Raw genomic sequence first — 19,659 nt, forward strand, 5'->3', positions numbered from 1 at the left:
GACTTTACCTTCCGCGGAAGCTATATTCTCTTCCGTGGAAGATAAAAGGATGCGATGGGTTCTCGTGACGGCGATCGCCCCCGTCGCCTGGGGGAGCACCTACTTCGTGACGCGTCATCTGCTGCCGCCCGACGCGGCGCTGTGGGGCGCCGTGATCCGGTGCCTGCCGGCCGGGGTGCTGGTGCTCCTGGTCACCCGGCGACTGCCGCGCGGGGCGTGGTGGTGGCGGTCGGTCGTGCTCGGCGCGCTCACGGTCGGCGGGCTGAACGTCCTCGTCTACGTCGCCGCGCAGCGCCTGGCGACGAGCCTCGCGGCCACGATCATGTCGACGTCGGCCGCCGCGCTGATCGTGCTGAGCTGGATCGTCCTCGGCCAGCGCCCCGCCCTGCGCGCCGCCGCCGGAGCGGTGCTCGGCATCCTCGGCGTCGTCGTCATGCTGCAGCCGGGCGGCGGCGAGGCCGACGGCTGGGGCATCGCGGCATCCGTGCTGGCCATGCTCTCCTCGTCGCTGGGATTCGTCCTCACGCGCCGCTGGGGTGCCGACATCCCGCCGCTGACGATGACGGCGTGGCAGCTCATCGCCGGCTCCCTCGTCGTCGCGCCTCTCGCGATCGCGGTCGAGGGCGCACCGCCCGCCCTGGACGGACCGGCGCTGCTCGGGTTCGCGTACGTCATCCTCGTGGCCACGGCGATCGCCTACGCGGCGTGGTTCACGGGCCTCGCCCGCCTTCCCGGTGCGGTCGTCGGGGTGATCGGACTGCTCAACCCCGTCACCGGCGTGCTGCTCGGCGTGTGGCTCGCGCACGAACCGTTCGGACCCGCGCAGATGGTCGGCCTCGCGCTCGTCGTGGTGGGCGTGCTCGCCGGCACGCTGACGCGACCACGCACGGCGGCGATCGAGCCCGCGGAACCCACCGGACCCGCCTCACCCGGCCCCGCCTCACCCGCCGCCGCGGAGCTCAGAGCCGGGAATCCACCGCCCGGGTGAGAGCGACGAAACGGCCGTGCTCGCGCAGGTCGTCCAGCAGCACGGCGCGACCGTCCGGTCCCGCGAGCGGGATCTGCCAGTTGGGATACTCGCGGTCGGTCCCGGGCTGGTTCTGCGCCCGGCGCTCGCCGACGGCATCCACCAGCGCCACCCCGAGCAGCTGCGATGGGGATGCCGTGATCAGCGCGTTCAGGGCCTCGATCACCTCCGCCTCCGACGGGTCGGCGCCCAGCAGCCCGCGGTCGCGCAGCAGCGCCAGCATGGTCGCCCGCTCGGCATCCGCGTCGGCCAGCTCCTCCTCGACCGGACGCGTCAGCAGACCGAGCCGCGCGCGGAGGGCGACGTGCTCGTCGGCCAGATACCCCGCGGTCGGGGGCAGGTCGTGCGTGTTCACGGTGGCCAGCAGCGAGCGGCGGTACTGCTCCGGCGGACGGAAGCCGTCGCCCTCGCGCTCGAACCACAGCACCGAGGTGCCCAGCACGCCGCGCGCCGCCAGGTACTCGCGCACCCACGGCTCGACGTTGCCGAGATCCTCGCCGATGAGCACCGCTCCGGCGCGGTGGGCCTCGAGCAGCAGCACGCCGATCATCGCCTCGTGGTCGTAGCGGACGTACGTGCCGGCGGCGGGACTCAGCCCTTCGGGGATCCACCACAGGCGGAACAGCCCGATCACGTGGTCGATGCGCAGGGCGCCGGCGTGGCGCAGCAGCGTGCGGATCATGTCGCGCAGCGGGGCGTACCCGGCCTCGGCGAGCGCGCGCGGCAGCCACGGCGGCTGGTTCCAGGTCTGGCCCTGCTGGTTGTACATGTCCGGCGGCGCGCCGACCGCCATGCCGGTGGCGTACATCTCCCGCAGCGACCACGCATCCGACCCCTGGGGGTGCACGCCGACCGCGAGGTCATGCATGACACCGATCGCCATGCCCGCCGCCGTCGCCGCGGCCTGCGCATGGGCCACCTGCTGATCGGCGATCCACTGCAGCCACACGTGGAACGCGACGCGGTCGGCCAGGCGCGTGCGCAGCTCGGCGACCAGCGGGGAGCGGATGTCGTCGACCTCGACGGGCCGCTCGCGACCGAGGTAGTGCTCCTCGAGCGCGCACCACAGGGCGAAGTCCTGCAGCGGCTGCCCCTCGCGCGCGGCGAACGCATCGAGCTCGGCGCGGCGCGACGGCGTCAGCGGCACCGCGAAGATCGCGTCGAGGCCGAGTCGTTTGGCGGCCCAGACCGCGTCGCGATCGATGCGGTCTGGGTCGTCGTCCATCGCCGCGACGGGACCGCGGGCGGCCTCGACGACGGCGCGCTCGGTGGGCGTCAGGTAGGCGACCTCCCGGATGTCCTCGGGGCGCACGTACAGCGGGGCCAGGAAGCGGCGGGTCGCGGGGCGGTACGGCGACGGTTCGATCGGACTGGTCACCTCGGCCGCGTGCACGGGGTTGATCAGCAGGAAGTCGGCGCCGCGCTCGCCCGCGATCGCCGCGAGATCGGCGAGGTCGGCGAAGTCGCCGAGGCCCCACGATGCCCGTGAGCGGACGGAGTACAGCTGCGCCATGAGGCCCCAGCCGCGCGTACGCCCGGGACGGGCGGGCGGGTCGCCGAGGCGATCGGGTGTGATCACGAACGGGGCGGATGCCGTGCGGTCGGCGCCGGCGCCGCCGAACGGGCGCTGCTCCGCGCGCACGGTGTGCCACCCCAGCGGCAGGTCGTCGGGCACCGGAATCTCGACCCGCCACCGCAGGATGCCGTCCACCAGACGCGCGGCCGGCCGCTGCTCGGGGATCGTGAGCACGCGCACCGCCCCGTCCTCGAGAGCCACCGTCACGGTCACGTCGTGCCCGTCGAAGACGTGCAGCCACAGCACGCCGACCCCGGCGCGCGTCACGAACGAGGCGGGCAGCAGCTCGCGCCACACCCGCTCCTCCTCGGCGATGAGGGATGCCGTGACCGCGGCATCCGACGAAGCGTCGACGCGCATGGCCGCGAGCACCGCGCGGAGGGTGGATGCCGGGACCTGCACCCGGTCGCCGAAGAACGACCAGTACTCGGTCGCGATGCCGTGCACGGCGGCGAGCCGCACGAGGTCGGGGGTGGGCGCGTCGTCGGTCATGTCGATCCTCCCTCGGCGCCGGTGACGGCGTCTGCGCCCATCCTGGCATCCTCGCCGGGGGAGCATGCACAGCTCCGCCTCCGTGGGCCGTTGTGGGTGTGAGGACCGCGGAAACAGCAGCTCCGGCGGAGTTGTGCACGGCGGGGCGGGGCTCACGCCTCGAGCTTCTCGATCCGCGCGACGAGCCCGGCGCGGCGGGGAGAGCGGGCCGGCAGCATCTCGAGGGCCAGACGCAGGACCTCCACGTCCTCGGCGCCGTCGTCGGTGTCGGCGTACGCGAGCAGCACATCCACAGACGCCTCCGTCATCAGGGCGTCGCGCAGCGCCAGGCGCACCGAGTCGCGGAACTCCTCGACCCCGGGCGCGACCGAGTCGGGAAGCACCCGCCCGCGGTAGGCGGCGAGCGCCACCCGGTGGGCGCCCCGGCCGAGCAGCGCGACGACCTGATGCGCATCGGTGTGCAACTCCGCGGTGAGGCGGTAGGGCCGGGATGCCGGGACCAGCTGCGGCGCAACCCGCTCCAGCACCTTGCGCAGCCGGACGAGTTCGGGCCTCAGCGTCCCCTCCGCGGCATCCTCGCCGTAGACGAGCTGCCCGAGGCGCTCGGCCGACAACCCCTCGCGGTGCACCGCGAGCATGAGGAGGATCTCGGCATGCCGTGCCGACAGCTCGGTCACCGTCGCACTGTCGGGGCCGGCGACATCGAGGAGCGCCTTGTCCCGCCCGAGGACGCGGAGCATCGTCGTCGCCGCCCGCGGAGCCGGTGCCGCGCGGCGGATGCGGCTCGGTGCGGGCGCCTGAGCCCGCGCTCTCAGCCGCCCGACGAGGAGTTCGGCTTCCACCGCGCGGGCGGTCGCGTCGACGAGGAGCTGCGCCTGCGGCGTGGCGGCATCGCTGTCGCCGGTGACGTCGATCACCCCGAGCACGCGGCGCGTCTCGGGGTCGTAGACGGGCGCGGCCGTGCAGGACCACGGCTGGACGAGCCGGTTGTAGTGCTCGGCTCCGTGGATCTGCACCGATCGCCCGAGCGCGAGCGCCGTGCCGGGTGCGGAGGTGCCGACCGCCTCCTCCGACCAGTTCGCGCCGGCCACGAAACCCATGTCGCCGGTGAGCGACCGCACACGCCGGTCTCCCTCGACCCACAGGAGTCGTCCCACCGCGTCGCCCACGGCGACGACGACGCCCGAGTCGCTGTCCTCGCCGCCGGGCAGCAGCAGGGAGCGGATCATGTCCATGGCGGCGGCGAGCGGGTGCGCCCGCCGGTAGGCCTCGAGCTCGTCGTCACCCAGATCGAGCGGGGGCAGCCCTTCGGCCCCCACCAGGTGCGCCAGCGACCGGCGCCAGGAATCCTGCACGAGCGGGCGGATCTGACCCAGCCGCGGATCGCCGACGTTGCCGCCCACGAGCTCCTCGTGCGCGCGCTCGATGAGCAGACGCGACGTCTCGGGCGAGACCTCGCGGCGCGATGACCACGGCGAGGGCACGGCGACTCCGTTCACCAATGAGGAGGTGTCGTCAGTCTAAGTCGCGAACCGCCAAGATTCGGCCGAGCCGCCAAGATTCGGCCGGTCCGCCGGATAGCGGCTCGGCCGAGGAGTGGCGGCTCGGCGACCGCGGCGCGGGCGCGGGGCGGGTCAGCGGGCGGACCACCAGGCGCGCAGGCGCTGCTCGGCGGCATCCGCGCCGATCGGACCCTCGTCCAGGCGCACCTCCAGCAGGAAGCGGTACGCCTCCCCGACCTCGCGTCCGGGTGGGATGCCGAGGATCTCCTGGATCCGGTTGCCGTCGAGCTCGGGGCGGATGGCGGCGAGCTCCTCCTGCGAGGCGAGCTCGTCGATGCGCCACTCGATGTCGTCGTACGCGCGTCGCAGGCGCGTCGCCTTCTTCGCGTTGCGGGTGGTGACGTCGGCACGGGTGAGGATGTGGAGCCGCTCGAGCTGATCACCGGCATCCCGCACGTAGCGCCGCACCGCGGAGTCGGTCCACGCGCCCTCGGCGTAGCCGAAGAAGCGCAGGTGCTGCTCGATGAGCTGCGTGACCGCGGCGATGGTGTCGCCGTCGAAGCGCAGCGCCTGCAGGCGCTTGCGGGCCAGACGCGCACCCTTGACGTCGTGGTGGTGGAAGCTCACGCCGCCGCCCGGCTCGAGCTTGCGCGTCGCGGGCTTGCCGATGTCGTGCAGCAGTGCGGCCAGGCGCAGCGTCGTGTCGGGCGTCGCCCCCGGATGCCGGGCGTGCTCCAGCTCGATGGCCTGGCGCAGCACCGTGAGCGAGTGCTCGTAGACGTCCTTGTGGTGGTGGTGCTCGTCGACCTCGAGCCGCAGCGCCGGCACCTCGGGCAGGATCTCGCCCATGAGCCCGGTCTCGACGAGGATCCGGATGCCGCGCACCGGGTCGTCCGTCGCGAGCAGCTTGACCAGCTCGGCCTGCACCCGCTCGGGGCTGACGATCTCGATCGTCGCCCGCAGGCGCTCCATCGCGTCCAGCGTCGCCGGGGCGACGTCGAACTCGAGCTGGCTGGCGAAGCGCGCGGCCCGCAGCATGCGCAGCGGGTCGTCGCCGAAGCTGACGTCGGGGTCGCCCGGCGTGCGCAGCACGCCCGCGAGCAGGTCCTCGACACCCCCGGTCGGGTCGACGAGCGCCGGCACGGGCAGGCGCAGCGCCATGGCGCCCACGGTGAAGTCGCGGCGGGCGAGGTCGTCCTCCAGGCGGTCTCCGAAGGCGACCGTGGGCTTGCGCGTGACCCCGTCGTAGCTGTCGGCGCGGTACGTCGTGATCTCGACCTGCTCGGACGTCCCGCTCGGGCCGGTGATCTTCGCACCGATGGTGCCGAACGCGCGCCCGATGTCCCACGTCGCGGTCGCCAGCGGCTTCACGATGCGGAGGATGTCGTCGGGGCGCGCGTTCGTCGTGAGATCGAGGTCGTGGGTGGGGCGGCCGAGCAGCGCGTCGCGCACCGGACCGCCGACGATCGCCAGTTCGAACCCCGCCTGGGCGAACGCCGCGCCGAGGGAGGCCATGATCGGAGAAGTCGCGAGCGACCCCAGCCGGTCGAGGCCTTCGGCCATGTTGAGCATGGTCTCCAGACTACCGGCGCGCCTTCCGTAGCCCCCGCCCGCGACCGTCGTGCGACCCCTCACGCCAGCCGCAGCATCCCGGTGAAGACGAGCTCGCGCACGCGCGGCAGCAGGTCGGCGCGGAGGGCGCCGGCATCCACCTCGAGCAGCTCGGCGATCGCTTCGGAGAGCTGTCCGACGGTGAGCTCGCCGTCGGAGGCGCCGACGAGGGCGGCCAGGGCCGGGTCGACCTCGACGGTGCGGGCGAGCCCGCCGCCCTGGCGCAGCTCGATCACGCTCGGGGCCTCGGCGCCCGGCAGATGATGACGGGCCTCGGTGACGTCGCCGGCCACCACGGTGTGCGCGCGGGCCAGGGCGTCGTCGTCGAGCAGTTCCAGTGCGTCGAAGGCCTGCAGCGCGGCGGACAGGTGCCGGCCGAGTCCTCCCGAGGTCTCCGGCAGGGCGTGGGTGATGCGTTCGTAGCGCGCCAGCGCGGCGACCCCGGATGCCGGTCGTCGCAGCAGGATGTAGCCGAACCCGATCGCGTCCACGCCGCGTGCCGCGAAGTCGTCCAGCCACGCATCGACGAGGGCCGCGTAGCCGGGGGTGCCGGGGGCGGTGCCGCCGTCGCGGACCCACAGTTCCGCGTACGCGAGGGGGTCGAGTCGCTCCCGCTCGATCACCCAGGCCTCGAGGGGCACGGGCGAGGCGGCCACCCAGGCGCGGACGCGCTCGAGGCCGTCGCCGCCGTCGCGATACTCCCAGTTGCCCAGCAGCTGCGCCGTCCCCTGCGGAGCGAGCACCTCGCCCACCCCTCGGACGAACGCCGCGACGAGGTCGTCCCCCGCGAACCCCGCATCGCGGTACTCGTACTCGGGAACGCCGGCGACGCGCGGGGTGATGACGAACGGCGGGTTCGACACGACGCGGTCGAACCGTTCGCCCGCGACGGGGTCGAAGAGGCTGCCGTGTCGGGTCTCGATCCCCCCGACGCCGTTCAGGAGCGCGTTGAGCGTCGTGAACGCCAGTGCGCGCGGCGACACGTCCGTCGCGACGATGATCGCATCGGCGTCGGCATCGGCATCCGCGGACGCCGCCAGGGCGCGGTGCGCCCGCAGCGCCTGGATGCCGCAGCCCGTGCCGACGTCGAGCACCCGTCGCACGGGCGTCGCGAGCTGCAGGCCGGCGAGGGTGAGAGAGGCGCCGCCGACACCCAGCACGTGGCCGGTCGGCAGTGGTCCGCCCAGCGCCGCCTCGTCGAGATCGCTCGCGATCCACCAGTGCCCGGCGCCGTCCGCGTCGGCGAAGCCCTGCGGTCGCACGAGCGCGAGCGGTGTCACCTCGGCATCGTCGATGCGGGCCAGACCGAGCGTCGCGAGTCCGCCGGCGCCGAGGTGGGGCAGCGCGCGGTCGACGGCGTCCCGCGGCGTGCGGACACCGAGGAACAGCAGCCGCGCCAACGTCGCCGATGCGTCGTCCCGTGTTCCCAGGGCGGCGAGCGCGGGTCCGTGCAGGCCGTGCCCGACGGCGTCGTCGGCGAGAGGGCCCCACCCGGTCCGCACGGCGTCTGCGGTGTAGCCGGCGGCCGCCAGATCGCGGCGAAGGTCGGCGACGAGGGCGGGATCAAGGTTCAGGGGATGGTCCACAGCATCCCATCCTCACGCACGCGGGGCCGTGCCGGCGGTGCGGGACCGACGGATGCCGCCGCGCGCGGATACCGGCGCCCGCGGCCCGTCACGGGTCGCGCACAGGGCGGGGACCCTAGAATCTGACCTGATCGTGCGGTCAGGGATCGCACAGGAGCCGATTCCCGACATGACCTTTCCTCTTTCCCGTCCCGCGCGCCGGACTCCCGACGGAGTCGGGACGAGGCGCCGTCGCCGCGCGCGCTGGCGGAGCGCCGTCGCCGTCGCGATGGCCCTCGTCGTGGCCGCGCCCGTCGCCGGCGCCGCGGTCGCCGCGACCGAGGCGCCCGCCGAGAGCGGGAGGCTCACCGTCGCGGTGTCGCCGTCGGGCAACGGGGTCATCGGCGCGTCGGTGTTCTCCGTCACCTTCTCGGTGACCAACACCGGCGATGCGCCTGCTGCCGGGGGCACGGTCAGCGTGGCGCTCACCCGGTCGCCCTTGACCACCGCCGCCGAGGTGACGGCGTGGCTGGACTCCGACGCGCGCGCCGACACCGAGGTCGCGACGGCGGCCGTGACAGCCGTCGCCGCGCGCGGGACGGCGACCTCGACGACCGCGATCGACCTGGCCGCCACCGGCGGCGACCTCGCCCCCGGCGTCTACCCCGTGAGCGCGGCGTTCCCCGCCGCCCAGGGCGATCTCGTCGCACACACGGCGATCGTCGTCCCGGATGACGCCTCCTCCGGCGGAGGCGTCGCCGTCGTCGTGCCGCTGACGGCGCCCCCCACCACCACGGGGCTGCTCACGTCGGACGACCTCGCCACGCTGACCGCCGCCGACGGCGGACTCCGCATCCAGCTCGACGCGGTGACCGGCACCACCGCGATCCTCGCCGTGGATCCCGCGATCGTCGCGGCGATCCGTGTGCTGGGTACGGCGGCGCCCGCATCGGCTCAGCAGTGGCTGTCCGACCTGCTCGCGCTGCCGAACTCGCGTTTCGCGCTCCAGTTCGGCGATGCCGATCTCGCCACCCAGTTCGCCGCGGGGCAGGGCGAGCCGCTCTCCGTCTCGAGTCTCGACCCGTACATGTCGGCACGGAACTTCGCGACGACCGGCACGCCGCTCCCGGCATCCTCGGAATCGCCGAGTGCATCGTCGACACCCTCGCCGGCGGCCGGTCGCACGCTGCCGAGCCTCTCCGAGCTCCTCGACATCGGCGCGACGCGCACCGGGGTGTTCTGGCCCGCGACCGGGTCGGCGACAGCGGGCCTCGTGTCCGCCCTCGCGACCGGCACCTCCACCGGCACCTCCAGCGGCACCGACGAGAGCGAGACGCCGCTCACCCTCGTGTCATCGAACACCCTCACGGGCGCGGTGGGGGCGCGAGCGGATGCCGAGGGGGCCGCGATCCTCTCCTACGACGCGGACGTCTCGGCGGCGCTGCGGACGGCGTCACTCGCCTCGGACGGCGTCCACCAGGCCGCGGGGCTCGCCGCGGCATCCGCCTATGCGAGCCTCGCCGTTCAGGGCGCGTCCGCCTCGGCGCCGCTGCTGGTCGTGATCGACCGGGCCAGCGGCCGCTCGTCCACCGGCCTGCGGGCGGCGATCACCGCGGCGACCTCGCTCGCCGGTCGCACCGCGATCGATCTGTCGGCGGTGGCCGCTGCGCCCGCGACGGCCGTCACGGTCACCGGTGGCACCGCACCCGACTCCGCACGCGTCGACGCCCTCCACGGCCTGCTCGACGACGAGACCGCCCTTTCCGCGTTCGCGACCGTGCTCAGCGACCCCGCTCTCCTGACGGCCCCTGAACGCGCCAAGATCCTGCAGCTGCTCGCCAACGTCTGGCTCGCGGTGCCCGATCAGTTCGCCACGGCGGTGAGCGATCACCGCGACGCGACGGCGAAGACGATGGGGGCCGTCGCCATCGTTCCGCCCAGTGACATCACCCTGCTCGCCTCGTCGGCGCCGCTCACCTTCTCGGTGCGCAACGATCTGCCCTGGCCGGTCACCCTCACCCTGTCGGTGAACCCCAACGACCCGCGCCTGATCGTCCAGAAGACCGCGGAGGTCTCGGCCGGCTCCGCGCAGAGCACGCGAGTGCAGGTGCCCGTGCAGGCACGCGTCGGCAGCGGCGAGTCCACCCTCGACCTGCAGCTGCGCAGCACCGCGGGCGTGCCGATCGGATCGGAGGTCCGCGTCGCCGTGACCGTGCGAGCCGAGTGGGAGTCGGTGGGCATCGTGCTCATGGTGGTGCTGATCGGAGCGATGCTCGTGCTGGGTCTGATCCGCACCGTACGCAAGCTGCGTCGGCGCGGCACGGCCTCACCCGCCGAGGACGAGCACGGCGAAGCGCCGCAGAAGGAAGCCCCGCAGAAAGAGGATGTCGATGGCTAGTCTCGGTCGCGCGAGCGCCATCATCGGAGCCGGCACGCTCTTCTCGCGGGTCACCGGCCTGGTGCGCTCGGTCGTCCTCGTCGCCGTCATCGGTTCGTTCGGCAGCAAGGCCGCCGACGCCTTCAGCGTCGCGGCCATGCTGCCCACCAACGTGTACGAGCTGCTCGCCGCCGGCGTGATCACCGGCATCCTCGTGCCACAGATCGTCAAGGCGGCCGCGCACACCGACGGCGGTTCGCGGTACGTGTCGAAGCTCCTCACGCTCGGCGCGGTCGTCCTCGTCGCCGCGACAGCGCTGATGATGGCGCTCGCGCCGGTGCTGATCTGGCTCTACGCGGCCAGCTGGGGGCCGGAGCAGAAGGCCCTGGCCACCGCCTTCGCCTACTGGCTGCTGCCCCAGCTGCTGTTCTACGGCCTGTTCGCCCTGCTGGGCGAGGTGCTCAACGCGCGCAAGGTCTTCGGCCCGTACAGCTGGGCACCGACGGTCAACAACATCGTCTCGATCGCGGGATTCGGGGTGTTCCTGGTCGTCTTCGGCGGCCCGTTCACCGCGATCGGCGACTGGGATGCCGGGATGATCGCCCTCCTCGGCGGCACCGCCACCCTCGGCATCGCGATGCAGACGGTCGTGCTGCTCTTCTTCTGGAAGCGCACCCGCCTGCACATCCGTCCCGACTTCGGCTGGCGTGGCATCGGCCTGCGTCACGTCGGCACCCTGGCCTGGTGGACGTTCCTCGCCGTCGTGGTCGGTCAGCTCGCCGGTATCGTGCAGTCGCTGGTCGTCACCCAGGCCTCCGGCGAGGCGAGCGTCACCGTGATGGTGTACGCGTGGCTGATCTTCATGCTTCCCCACTCGATCGTCGCCATGTCGATCTCGACGACGTACTTCACACGCCTCGCCGAGGAGATCACCGCGGGCCGCCTCGACCGGGTCGCGCCGAACCTCGACGAGTCGATCCGCGCGATCGCGCTGTTCGGTTTCGGTTTCACGGCGGCCATCGCCGCGGCATCCGTCGCCGTCTCGCGGGTGTTCACCACCAGCACCGACGGCGCGGTCGCGATGGCCTGGGTGCTCTGCGGGTACCTGATCGCCCTCGTCCCCTTCGGCGTGCTGGTGATCATCCGCCGGGCGTTCTTCGCCTTCCAGGACACGCGGACGCCGTTCGTCTTCTCCCTCGTCCAGGCGTCGCTGGCCGCCCTCGGCGCCGTCATCGCCGTAGCCGCCGTCGGCATGGGCCTGCTGCCGCTCGGGTTCCTCGCCGCCGCCGTCGCCCTCACCCAGTCGCTCTCCACCTACGTCCAGCTGCCCGTCGCCCTGCGTCTGCTGCGTCGCCACACCGACACGGCGCCGCTGCGCGCCACCTGGCGGTCGCTCGGGCGGTTCACGGTCGCCGCCGTCCCCGCCTTCGCCGCCGGATGGCTGTTCTTCCTGCTCCTCGGCGGCGCGGACGGATGGCCCGCGTCGGACCGTCTCCTCGGTGCGGTGGCCGGAGCACTCGTGGGCGGCGTCGCCCTGCTGGTGTACGTCGCCGCCCTCGCGTTGCTGCGGGCTCCCGAGCTCGCCATCGGCGGGCGGATGCTGCGGCGCCTCATCGGGCGCTGACGAGCGCACCGCGCGGTGCACCGTCTGCTCGGAATGCCCCGCGGTTAGCATTGGTTGCACGCACTGGAGCCCGTCAGGGGCTCGTGCGGAAAGGGAAGAGCACGTGCGACAGGTCATCATCATCGGTTCCGGTCCGGCCGGATTCACCGCCGCCATCTACGCGGCGCGGGCGAACCTCTCGCCGCTGCTCATCGCGAGCTCGGTGGAGGCGGGCGGCGAGCTGATGAACACCACCGAGGTGGAGAACTTCCCCGGTTTCCCCGAGGGCATCATGGGACCCGACCTCATGGCGAAGATGCAGGAGCAGGCCGAGAAGTTCGGCACCGAGGTCGTCTACGACGACGTCGTGAAGCTCGAGCTGACCGGCGACGTGAAGAAGGTCGTCCTCGGCAGCGGCACGGAGCACGAGGCCGAGAGCATTGTCTTCGCCACCGGCTCGGCACCGCGCAAGATGGGCATCGAGGGCGAGTCGCGCCTGTCCGGACACGGCGTCTCCTACTGCGCGACGTGCGACGGGTTCTTCTTCCGCGAGCAGGCCATCGCCGTCGTCGGTGGCGGCGACTCCGCGATGGAGGAGGCCACGTTCCTCACCAAGTTCGCGTCGAAGGTGTACATCATCCACCGCCGCGACCAGCTGCGCGCCTCGAAGATCATGCAGGAGCGCGCCTTCGCGAACGAGAAGATCGAGTTCGTGTGGAACAGCGAGGTCGTCGACGTGCTCGGCGGTGACGCCGTGACGGGTCTGCTGCTGCGCGACACCGTCGACGGTTCGACGCGAGAACTGCCTGTGACCGGGGTTTTCGTCGCGATCGGCAACGACCCGCGTACGCACCTCGTGCACGACTCGCTGAAGCTCACCGAGCACGGCACCGTGTGGGTCGACGGCCGCTCGTCGCGCACGTCGGTTCCCGGCGTCTTCGCGGCCGGTGACGTCGTCGACCCCATCTACCGCCAGGCGGTGACGGCGGCCGGCAGCGGTACGACGGCCGCCCTCGACGTGGAGCACTACCTCGCCGCGCGCGGCGACGCCGGTGCGCCCGAGGTGGATGCCGCCGAGATCGACGGGCTCGAGCCCGTCGCCTGAGCCCCGCACGGGTCGGGGAACATCTCCGGCATCCGTCGCGTTTGATACCCCAGAGCCGCACGATGGCGGCTCGCAACGAAGGAGACAGACATGACCGCCAAGGCCACGAGCGAGAGCACCTGGCAGCAGGACGTCATCGACGCCGAAGGACCCGTGCTGGTCGACTTCTGGGCCGCGTGGTGTGGTCCGTGCCGCATGGTCGGACCCATCCTCGACGAGATCCAGTCGGAGAACGGCGACAAGATCACGGTGCTCAAGCTCAACGTCGATGAGAACCCCAACCTCGCGATGGAGTATCAGATCACCTCGATCCCCGCGATGAAGGTGTTCAACAAGGGCGCGGTCGAGAAGACGATCATCGGCGCCAAGCCGAAGTTCGCGCTCGAGCAGGACCTCGCCGCCTACCTCGGCTGACGACCCTCGCGCGTGACGCCGCCACGTGCGGCACACCGCAGATGCACGGCAGACTCACCGCACCGGCGTTGATCAGGATGCCTCGGCTCGCACCGAGGCGTCCCAGCGCCGGTGCGGTTCGCTTCCCAGCAGACGCCACACGGCACGCGTGAGCGGCGGGTAGTCGAACGCGATCTGGCGAAGCACGCGATAGTTCCTCGCCGCCGTGGGCTTGTTGCCGCCGTCCGACGCGATGTTCTCCGCGCGCAGCGTGAGGACCACCAGCTCGTCGACGGAGGGCAAATCCTCCATGAAGTCCCAGGGATCTTCACCGTCGCGGATGCGCTCCTCGATCAGCACCGACAGTTCGTCGGATGCCTCCGCGCGCAGCAGCTCCAGACTGGCGCGCCGGGGAAGGTGAGGACGATCGGTCACCCTGCCAGCCTACGCGCCGGCTCCGACGCCGTACTCGGTCTCCCCCAGTTCCCCCAGGATGCGGTTGAGATCCTGGATCGTGGCGAAATCAATGTTGATCTGGCCTTTTCTCGCACTCAAAGTGATCTTCACCTTGGTGTTGAGGCGGTCACCGAGTCGCTCGGCGACGTCATCGAGGTGGGCCCGACGGGCGCCTGCCTTGGGTGCCGGACGCCGTGCGCCCAGCTCCGCCGCTCCCTTCGCCGCAGCCTCCGCGGCGCGCACCGAGAGGTCTTCGTTGACGATCTTGTCGGCGAGCCGCTGCATCGCATCGGAGTCGTCCAGCGAGAGGATCGCGCGTGCGTGCCCGGCACTGATGACACCGGCCGCGACGCGCTGCTGCACCGGCATCGGGAGCTTGAGCAGGCGGATCGTGTTGCTGATCTGGGGCCGCGACCGGCCGATGCGCGACGCGAGCTGCTCCTGAGTGATGCCGAAGTCCTCGAGAAGCTGCAGATACGCCGACGCCTCCTCGAGTGGGTTCAGCTGCGACCGGTGGAGGTTCTCGAGAAGCGCGTCACGCAGGAGATCCTCGTCCGCCGTGTCGCGGACGATCGCCGGAATGGAGGTGAGACCCGCCTCGCGCGAGGCACGGGTGCGGCGCTCACCCATGATGAGCTCGTAGGCGCCGTCCTCGTTCAGGCGCACGACCACCGGCTGCAGCACCCCGAACTCCCGAACGCTGTGCACGAGCTCGGCCAGGTCGTCGGCGTCGAAGTTGGTCCGCGGCTGGCGGGGGTTGGGGACGATGTCGTTCGGATCGAGGGAGATCAGGCGCGCACCGGGCACCGCGACGAGGTCGCCGGGGGTGTCATCGGGCGTGGATGCCGCAGCATCCGCCTGTCCCCCGGTATCCGTTGCATCGGCGGCATCCGGCGTCGGCACGGTCGCGAGGGGCGCACCAGGGAAGAAGACGTCGACGGGCCGCGCCTCCGCGCTGTCGGCGGTGGGGATGAGGGCGCCGATTCCGCGGCCCAGACCGGTGCGTTTGGCCATCAGGAGTTCTCCTCGTTCGTGGTGGTGCGCTGTCCGCGTTGGACGAGTTCGACCGCTGCCTCCCGGTAGGAGACGGCCCCGGCCGACTGGCCGTCGTACGCGATGACGGTCTGGCCGAAGCTCGGCGCCTCGGACACGCGGACCGATCGCGGGATGACCGTGTGGAGCACCTCGCGAGCGAAGTGCTGGCGAACCTCGTCGGCCACCTGCTGCGCCAACCGAGTGCGTCCGTCGTACATCGTGAGCAGGATCGTCGAGAGGTGCAGCCGCGGGTTGAGGTGCTTCTGGATCATCCGGACGCTCCCCAGCAGCTGACTGAGGCCTTCCAGGGCGTAATACTCGCACTGGATCGGGATCAGGAGCTCCCCGGCAGCCGCGAACGCGTTGATGGTGAGCAGTCCCAGCGAGGGCGGACAGTCGATGAGGATGAAGTCGAGGCGCTCGTCGGCCTGTGCCAGATAGTCCTCGATGGCCGTCCGAAGGCGATGCTCGCGGGCCACCTGCGACACCAGCTCGATCTCGGCGCCGGCGAGGTGGATGGTGCTGGGAGCGCACAGGAGGTTCGGCGACTCCGGGCTCGTCTGAATGATCTCGGCGAGGGGGAACTCGTCGATCAGCACGTCGTAGACGCTGGGGATGTCGGCCGAGTGCGGCACCCCCAAGGCCGTGGATGCGTTGCTTTGCGGGTCGAGATCGATCACCAGGACGCGAGCACCGAGAGAAGCGAGGGCCGCGGCGATGTTGACGGTGGTCGTGGTCTTGCCGACCCCGCCCTTCTGGTTCGACACGGTGAGGATGCGTGTCTCGCCGTGGAAGTCGACCGTGACGGCGTCCAGCGCTCGGCGGCGGGACGTGAGATCCGCGAGCTCCCGCGCGATGGGGCTGTCGTCGATGGAGAAGGGTGCGGGTGCGGTCGCGTTCTCCGGTTCCGGCACCATCAACTCCTGTCTTTTCGGGACTCCTCTACTGTAGTCGAGGCGTCCCACAGCCCGGTCATCGAGACCCACCGTTACTGGTGTTTCACGTGAAACCCCTTGCGGGGCGGGTGTGCGTGTTGGTTCACTCCCGGTCGTTGAGCGAGGCGCACAGCGCCGAGTCGAAACGCCCCGTTTCACGTGAAACACCTACCAGCGTCCTCGCCACGTTTCGACTCGCTCCGCTCGCTCAACGACCGGTCGTCACGCTGCCCAACTCCCGGTCGTTGAGCGAGGCGCGCAGCGCCGAGTCGAAACGCCCCCACGTCCCGTTTCACGTGAAACATGTGCCTGCGTCCTTCCCGCGTTTCGCTCGCTCAACGGCCGGGGCTCGCGCTGGGCCACTCCCGGTCGTTGAGCGAGGCGCGAAGCGCCGAGTCGAAACGCCCCACGTCGCGTTTCACGTGAAACACGTGCCTGCGTCCTCGCCACGTTTCGACTCGCTTCGCTCGCTCAACGGCCGGGGTGGTTGCGCTACTCCGTCCGGTTCTTTGAGCGAGGCGCGCAGTGCCGAGTCGAAACGCCCTCACGTGCGTTTCACGTGAAACATCTGGCGGCGGCGCGGTCAGGCGGAGCGGGTGGCGCGGAGAACGCGGGTCGGCTCTGAGATGATGCCCTCACCGACGACCTCGACGCGCACATCGCTCAGCTTGTACTTGCGGATGGCCTTCTCCGCCGCGGCGATCTCGTTCTCGGCGTTGACGCCCTTGAGGAGGATCAGCTCTCCTCCGGCGCGCAACAGGGGAACAGTCAGGGGGATGAGGGTGCGCAGGGCGCTCACGGCGCGCGCGGTCACGGCATCCAGCACCGCACCCTCTTTCCACTCCTCACCACGAGCGCGCACGACTGCGACGTTGTCGAGCCCGAGCTCGTCCTTCTGCTCCTGCAACCAGGCGACGCGACGCTCCATCGGCTCGATGAGCACCCACTCGACGTCGGGGCGGGCGATCGCGAGCACGAGCCCGGGAAGACCCGCGCCCGAGCCGACGTCGCCGACACGGGCTCCCGCAGTAAAGAGGGGAGCGGCGATCGCGGAGTTGAGGATGTGACGGTTCCAGAGACGGGGCGGCTCGAGCGGGCCGATCAGTCCGCGTTCCTCGCCGTGCGCCCCCAGCGCGGCAGTGAAGCGACGCGCGAGCTCGATGCGGTCACCGAAGAGGGATGCCGCGACGGCCGGCTCTTCTTCGATCACCGGTGTTTCACGTGAAACATCGTCCATCGGATCAGGAGCGGCGGATGACGGTGTGACGGTCGGCGCCCTCACCGTAGGACTCGGAGACGAGACCCCGGTCCGCGACGATGTCATGGACGAGCTTGCGCTCGTAGCTGGTCATCGAGGGGAGCGAGGCCTGCGTCGCCCCTTCGTCCAGGCGTGCGATCGCACGATCCACCAGCTTCTCCAGCTGGCGCTGCCGCGCATCGCGCGAACCGCCCACGTCGAGGATGAGGCGGGAGAAGCGTCCGGTCTTCGTCTGCACCGCGATGCGCGTCAGCTCCTGCAGAGCCTGAACGGTGTCGGGCTCGGCGAGCAGACGAAGTGATGCCGGGTCATCGTTCTCCACCGAGACGTACGCTCGGCCGCTGCGGACGTCGAGGGCGAGGTCGCCGTCGATGTCCGCGATGTCCAGCAGCACCTCGAGGTAGTCGGCGGCGATGTCGCCCTCCTGCTCGAGCTGCTCGATCGTGGCCGCGGGGCGCTCGGCCGCGTCGTGGTCGGAAGTGGTGCTCATGACTGTTCCTCGAGAGACGTCGACACGGTCACGAGTCGGTGTTGGGCTTGGTGTTCTTCGACTGCTTCTTGGCGCGCTGCTTGCTCACCGGCTGCTGACGCTTGGGAGCCTGCGCCTTCGCCTTCTGCGCCTCTTCGTACAGACGCTGCTGCTCAGCCTGGTACTTCTCGAGGGGAACGATCTTGCCGTTCGCGTCGATCGCCTTGCCCTTGCGCGCCAGCCTCTCCTCACGTGCCTTCGCCGCCTCGGAACCGGGTGTGGGCAGGTTACGGATGACGAGGAACTGCTGCACCATCGTCCAGATGTTGGACGTGAACCAGTAGAGGACCACACCCAGCGGGAAGAACACACCGGAGAAGATGAAGGCCAGCGGCAGGATGTACAGCATGATGCGCTGCATCTGGTAGGCCTGGCCGGTCTTGGCCTCGGGGGAGAGGTTCTTCGAGATGATCTGCAGCTGGGTGATGAACTGCGACGCGATCATCAGGATGACCAGGACCACGAGGATCGCGACGGTGGCCTCCCAGCCGTCGGGCTTCTGGTTGAACGCCTCGATGAGACTCGTGTGCAGGGGAGCGACGCCGAACAGCTTCGCCTCGTAGAACTGCCACGTCAGGTCTTTGCTGAGCAGACCGACGCCGCCCACACCCCACTCCGCGTGCTTCTTCACGTCGCTCAGCGTGTAGAACATGCCCAGCAGGATGGGCATCTGCACAAGGAGGGGCAGACAGCTGGAGACCGGTGTGGTGCCGTGCTTCTTGTACAGCGCCATGGTCTCGCGACTCATGGCCTCACGGGAGAGCTGATCCTTCTTCCCGCGGTACTTCTCCTGAACTTTCCGCAGTTCAGGAGCGATTTCCATCATCTTCCGCTGGCTCTTGATCTGCCGCACGAAGAGGGGGATCAGGGCACTTCGCACCACGATGACGAGCCCCATGATCGACAGGACCCAGGTGAGTCCGGCATCGGCCGGCAGGCCTACCGAGGTGAAGATCCAGTGCCAGAACACGAGGATCGCCTCGACGATCCACTTGAACGGCCACATGATGGTGCTGAAGAAGTCGAGGCTGCTCGACGGCGCGGGCGTCGTCGGCGTCGGCACGACCGGGGTCGGCGTCGCAGCGGCGGCGGCATACAGAAGATCCAGCACGGATCAGTCCTTTCTCGGCGAGGAGTCCGGGGACCCGTCGTCTGTGGATGGCACGACGAACCCATGACGGGTCAGCTCGTGTCGGAAGTGCGCGTGCGGGGGCACGTCATCGATTCCACCACGGGCCCAGGGGTGGCATCGCGCGAGGCGAGCTGCGGTGAGCGCCGATCCCTTGAGGAGACCGTGCTGCTGCACAGCGCCGACGGAGTACGCCGAGCACGACGGGTAGTACTTGCAGACGTCGCCGTAGAGATGAGAGATCGTCGCACGGTACGCGTGCAGGAGGACGAGCCCGGCGTTGCGGGGAACCAGCGGCACCGCACGCAGCGCCGACGTCGGCGCGAGCCGGCCGGAGCCGAGCGCGTAGGAGGGAAGTGTCGAGGTGCTCACGCCGAGGCCCGTCGGGCGAGGCAGCGCGTGATCTCCGCGCGCAGCTGTGCGAAGTCGGCGGATGCCGCGGACGGAAGTGCCCGGATGACGACATCCGCTCCACGGCCGACGCCGGGAAGGGCTTCGGCGCAGACGGCCTTCAGCCGACGTCGCACGGTGTTGCGCGTGACGGCGCCGCCGACCTGCTTGCTGACGATGAAGCCGAACCGCGCGGGGCGGTCTTCGGCGGACGCGATGACGTAGGTCACCGTGTGCGGCGCGGCACAGCGGACGCCCCTGCGGACGACGGTCTTGTACTCCGCCCCGCGGGTGATGCGGTTCCCGCGCGCCAGCACTTTCGTCGGATCAGGCGGACAGCTCGGTGCGACCCTTGGCGCGGCGCGCCGACAGGATCGAACGGCCGGCACGCGTGCGCATGCGGGCGCGGAAGCCGTGCTTCTTGGCGCGACGACGGTTGTTGGGCTGGAACGTACGCTTGCTCATGAGGATCACTCCGGATCGGCGGTCACCCGAACGCTCTAGACCGGGGACACGGGGTACAGGGACTGTCCGGGGGCGTCCGAGGGCACCCCAGGGCATAAGTCAACCGACTAAGGCTACGTCGAGAGCGACGAGAACTCAAACCGGCCGAGCCGGACGGCACATTATCCACGGACTGTGGATAGCGTCTGGTGAAGACACGCGGGGCGGATCT

18 protein-coding genes are annotated in these 19,659 nt (G+C 70.9%); 5 read left to right on the top strand and 13 right to left on the bottom strand.

Annotated features, from left to right (window positions below):
• Positions 1–49: 49 nt before the first annotated feature.
• Complete coding sequence (locus MHO01S_RS12055) at positions 50–988, top strand: DMT family transporter (RefSeq protein ID WP_082808083.1); 939 nt, start codon at positions 50–52, stop codon at positions 986–988.
• Here MHO01S_RS12055 and malQ read toward each other — a convergent pair.
• The 4 genes from malQ to MHO01S_RS12075 form a co-directional block, all read right to left on the bottom strand.
• A complete protein-coding gene (gene malQ, locus MHO01S_RS12060; RefSeq protein WP_060960817.1) occupies positions 960–3,095 on the bottom strand; it encodes a 4-alpha-glucanotransferase in 2,136 nt (711 codons plus the stop codon). The two genes, MHO01S_RS12055 and malQ, sit on opposite strands and share 29 nt — an antisense overlap.
• A 152-nt stretch (positions 3,096–3,247) precedes the next feature.
• Positions 3,248–4,579: a GAF domain-containing protein gene (locus MHO01S_RS12065; protein WP_060960847.1), complete on the bottom strand. Its 1,332-nt coding sequence runs from the start codon at positions 4,577–4,579 to the stop codon at positions 3,248–3,250.
• A 150-nt stretch (positions 4,580–4,729) separates the two neighbouring features.
• On the bottom strand, positions 4,730–6,169 hold the full coding sequence (locus MHO01S_RS12070; protein ID WP_060960818.1) for a CCA tRNA nucleotidyltransferase: 1,440 nt from the start codon (positions 6,167–6,169) through the stop codon (positions 4,730–4,732).
• A 59-nt stretch (positions 6,170–6,228) separates the two neighbouring features.
• The gene (locus tag MHO01S_RS12075; RefSeq protein ID WP_061782370.1) at positions 6,229–7,794 is read right to left on the bottom strand and encodes a DUF7059 domain-containing protein; all 1,566 of its coding nucleotides are present in this window, start codon (positions 7,792–7,794) and stop codon (positions 6,229–6,231) included.
• Positions 7,795–7,963: 169 nt separating this feature from the next.
• Here MHO01S_RS12075 and MHO01S_RS12080 point away from each other — a divergent pair, with 169 nt between their 5' ends.
• The 4 genes from MHO01S_RS12080 to trxA all read left to right on the top strand — a co-directional run bounded on the left by MHO01S_RS12080 (position 7,964) and on the right by trxA (position 13,272).
• On the top strand, positions 7,964–10,171 hold the full coding sequence (locus MHO01S_RS12080) for a DUF6049 family protein (RefSeq protein ID WP_174524678.1): 2,208 nt from the start codon (positions 7,964–7,966) through the stop codon (positions 10,169–10,171).
• Entirely contained in the window at positions 10,164–11,774 is a 1,611-nt protein-coding gene (gene murJ / locus MHO01S_RS12085) for a murein biosynthesis integral membrane protein MurJ (RefSeq protein ID WP_060960820.1), read from the top strand. The genes MHO01S_RS12080 and murJ overlap by 8 nt, the downstream gene beginning before the upstream one ends.
• Before the next feature lie 103 nt (positions 11,775–11,877).
• Positions 11,878–12,858 (top strand): thioredoxin-disulfide reductase, encoded by a 981-nt coding sequence (gene trxB / locus MHO01S_RS12090; RefSeq protein WP_060960821.1) that lies wholly within the window; start codon positions 11,878–11,880, stop codon positions 12,856–12,858.
• A gap of 90 nt (positions 12,859–12,948) precedes the next feature.
• Positions 12,949–13,272, top strand: coding sequence for a thioredoxin (gene trxA, locus MHO01S_RS12095; RefSeq protein ID WP_060960822.1), 324 nt, complete (start codon positions 12,949–12,951; stop codon positions 13,270–13,272).
• A 72-nt stretch (positions 13,273–13,344) separates the two neighbouring features.
• Here trxA and MHO01S_RS12100 read toward each other — a convergent pair whose 3' ends face one another.
• The 9 genes from MHO01S_RS12100 to rpmH form a co-directional block, all read right to left on the bottom strand.
• On the bottom strand, positions 13,345–13,686 hold the full coding sequence (locus MHO01S_RS12100; RefSeq protein ID WP_060960823.1) for a hypothetical protein: 342 nt from the start codon (positions 13,684–13,686) through the stop codon (positions 13,345–13,347).
• A gap of 9 nt (positions 13,687–13,695) precedes the next feature.
• The gene (locus MHO01S_RS12105) at positions 13,696–14,721 is read right to left on the bottom strand and encodes a ParB/RepB/Spo0J family partition protein (protein ID WP_060960824.1); all 1,026 of its coding nucleotides are present in this window, start codon (positions 14,719–14,721) and stop codon (positions 13,696–13,698) included.
• Entirely contained in the window at positions 14,721–15,656 is a 936-nt protein-coding gene (locus MHO01S_RS12110; RefSeq protein ID WP_061782372.1) for a ParA family protein, read from the bottom strand. The genes MHO01S_RS12105 and MHO01S_RS12110 overlap by 1 nt, the downstream gene beginning before the upstream one ends.
• 604 nt (positions 15,657–16,260) lie before the next feature.
• Entirely contained in the window at positions 16,261–16,914 is a 654-nt protein-coding gene (gene rsmG / locus MHO01S_RS12115; protein ID WP_060960825.1) for a 16S rRNA (guanine(527)-N(7))-methyltransferase RsmG, read from the bottom strand.
• A 4-nt stretch (positions 16,915–16,918) separates the two neighbouring features.
• Entirely contained in the window at positions 16,919–17,425 is a 507-nt protein-coding gene (locus tag MHO01S_RS12120) for a Jag family protein (RefSeq protein ID WP_060960826.1), read from the bottom strand.
• 28 nt (positions 17,426–17,453) lie between these two features.
• Positions 17,454–18,575 (bottom strand): membrane protein insertase YidC, encoded by a 1,122-nt coding sequence (yidC, locus tag MHO01S_RS12125; protein ID WP_082734276.1) that lies wholly within the window; start codon positions 18,573–18,575, stop codon positions 17,454–17,456.
• Between the two features lie 3 nt (positions 18,576–18,578).
• Positions 18,579–18,965: a membrane protein insertion efficiency factor YidD gene (gene yidD, locus MHO01S_RS12130; RefSeq protein ID WP_060960827.1), complete on the bottom strand. Its 387-nt coding sequence runs from the start codon at positions 18,963–18,965 to the stop codon at positions 18,579–18,581.
• Positions 18,962–19,300, bottom strand: a complete 339-nt coding sequence (gene rnpA, locus MHO01S_RS12135; protein ID WP_060960828.1) for a ribonuclease P protein component — start codon at positions 19,298–19,300, stop codon at positions 18,962–18,964. The genes yidD and rnpA overlap by 4 nt, the downstream gene beginning before the upstream one ends.
• Positions 19,301–19,310: 10 nt before the next feature.
• The gene (gene rpmH / locus MHO01S_RS12140) at positions 19,311–19,448 is read right to left on the bottom strand and encodes a 50S ribosomal protein L34 (RefSeq protein WP_005054680.1); all 138 of its coding nucleotides are present in this window, start codon (positions 19,446–19,448) and stop codon (positions 19,311–19,313) included.
• Positions 19,449–19,659: the final 211 nt, after the last annotated feature.

Source organism: Microbacterium hominis NBRC 15708, from assembly GCF_001592125.1.
Taxonomy (GTDB): Bacteria; Actinomycetota; Actinomycetes; order Actinomycetales; family Microbacteriaceae; genus Microbacterium; species Microbacterium hominis.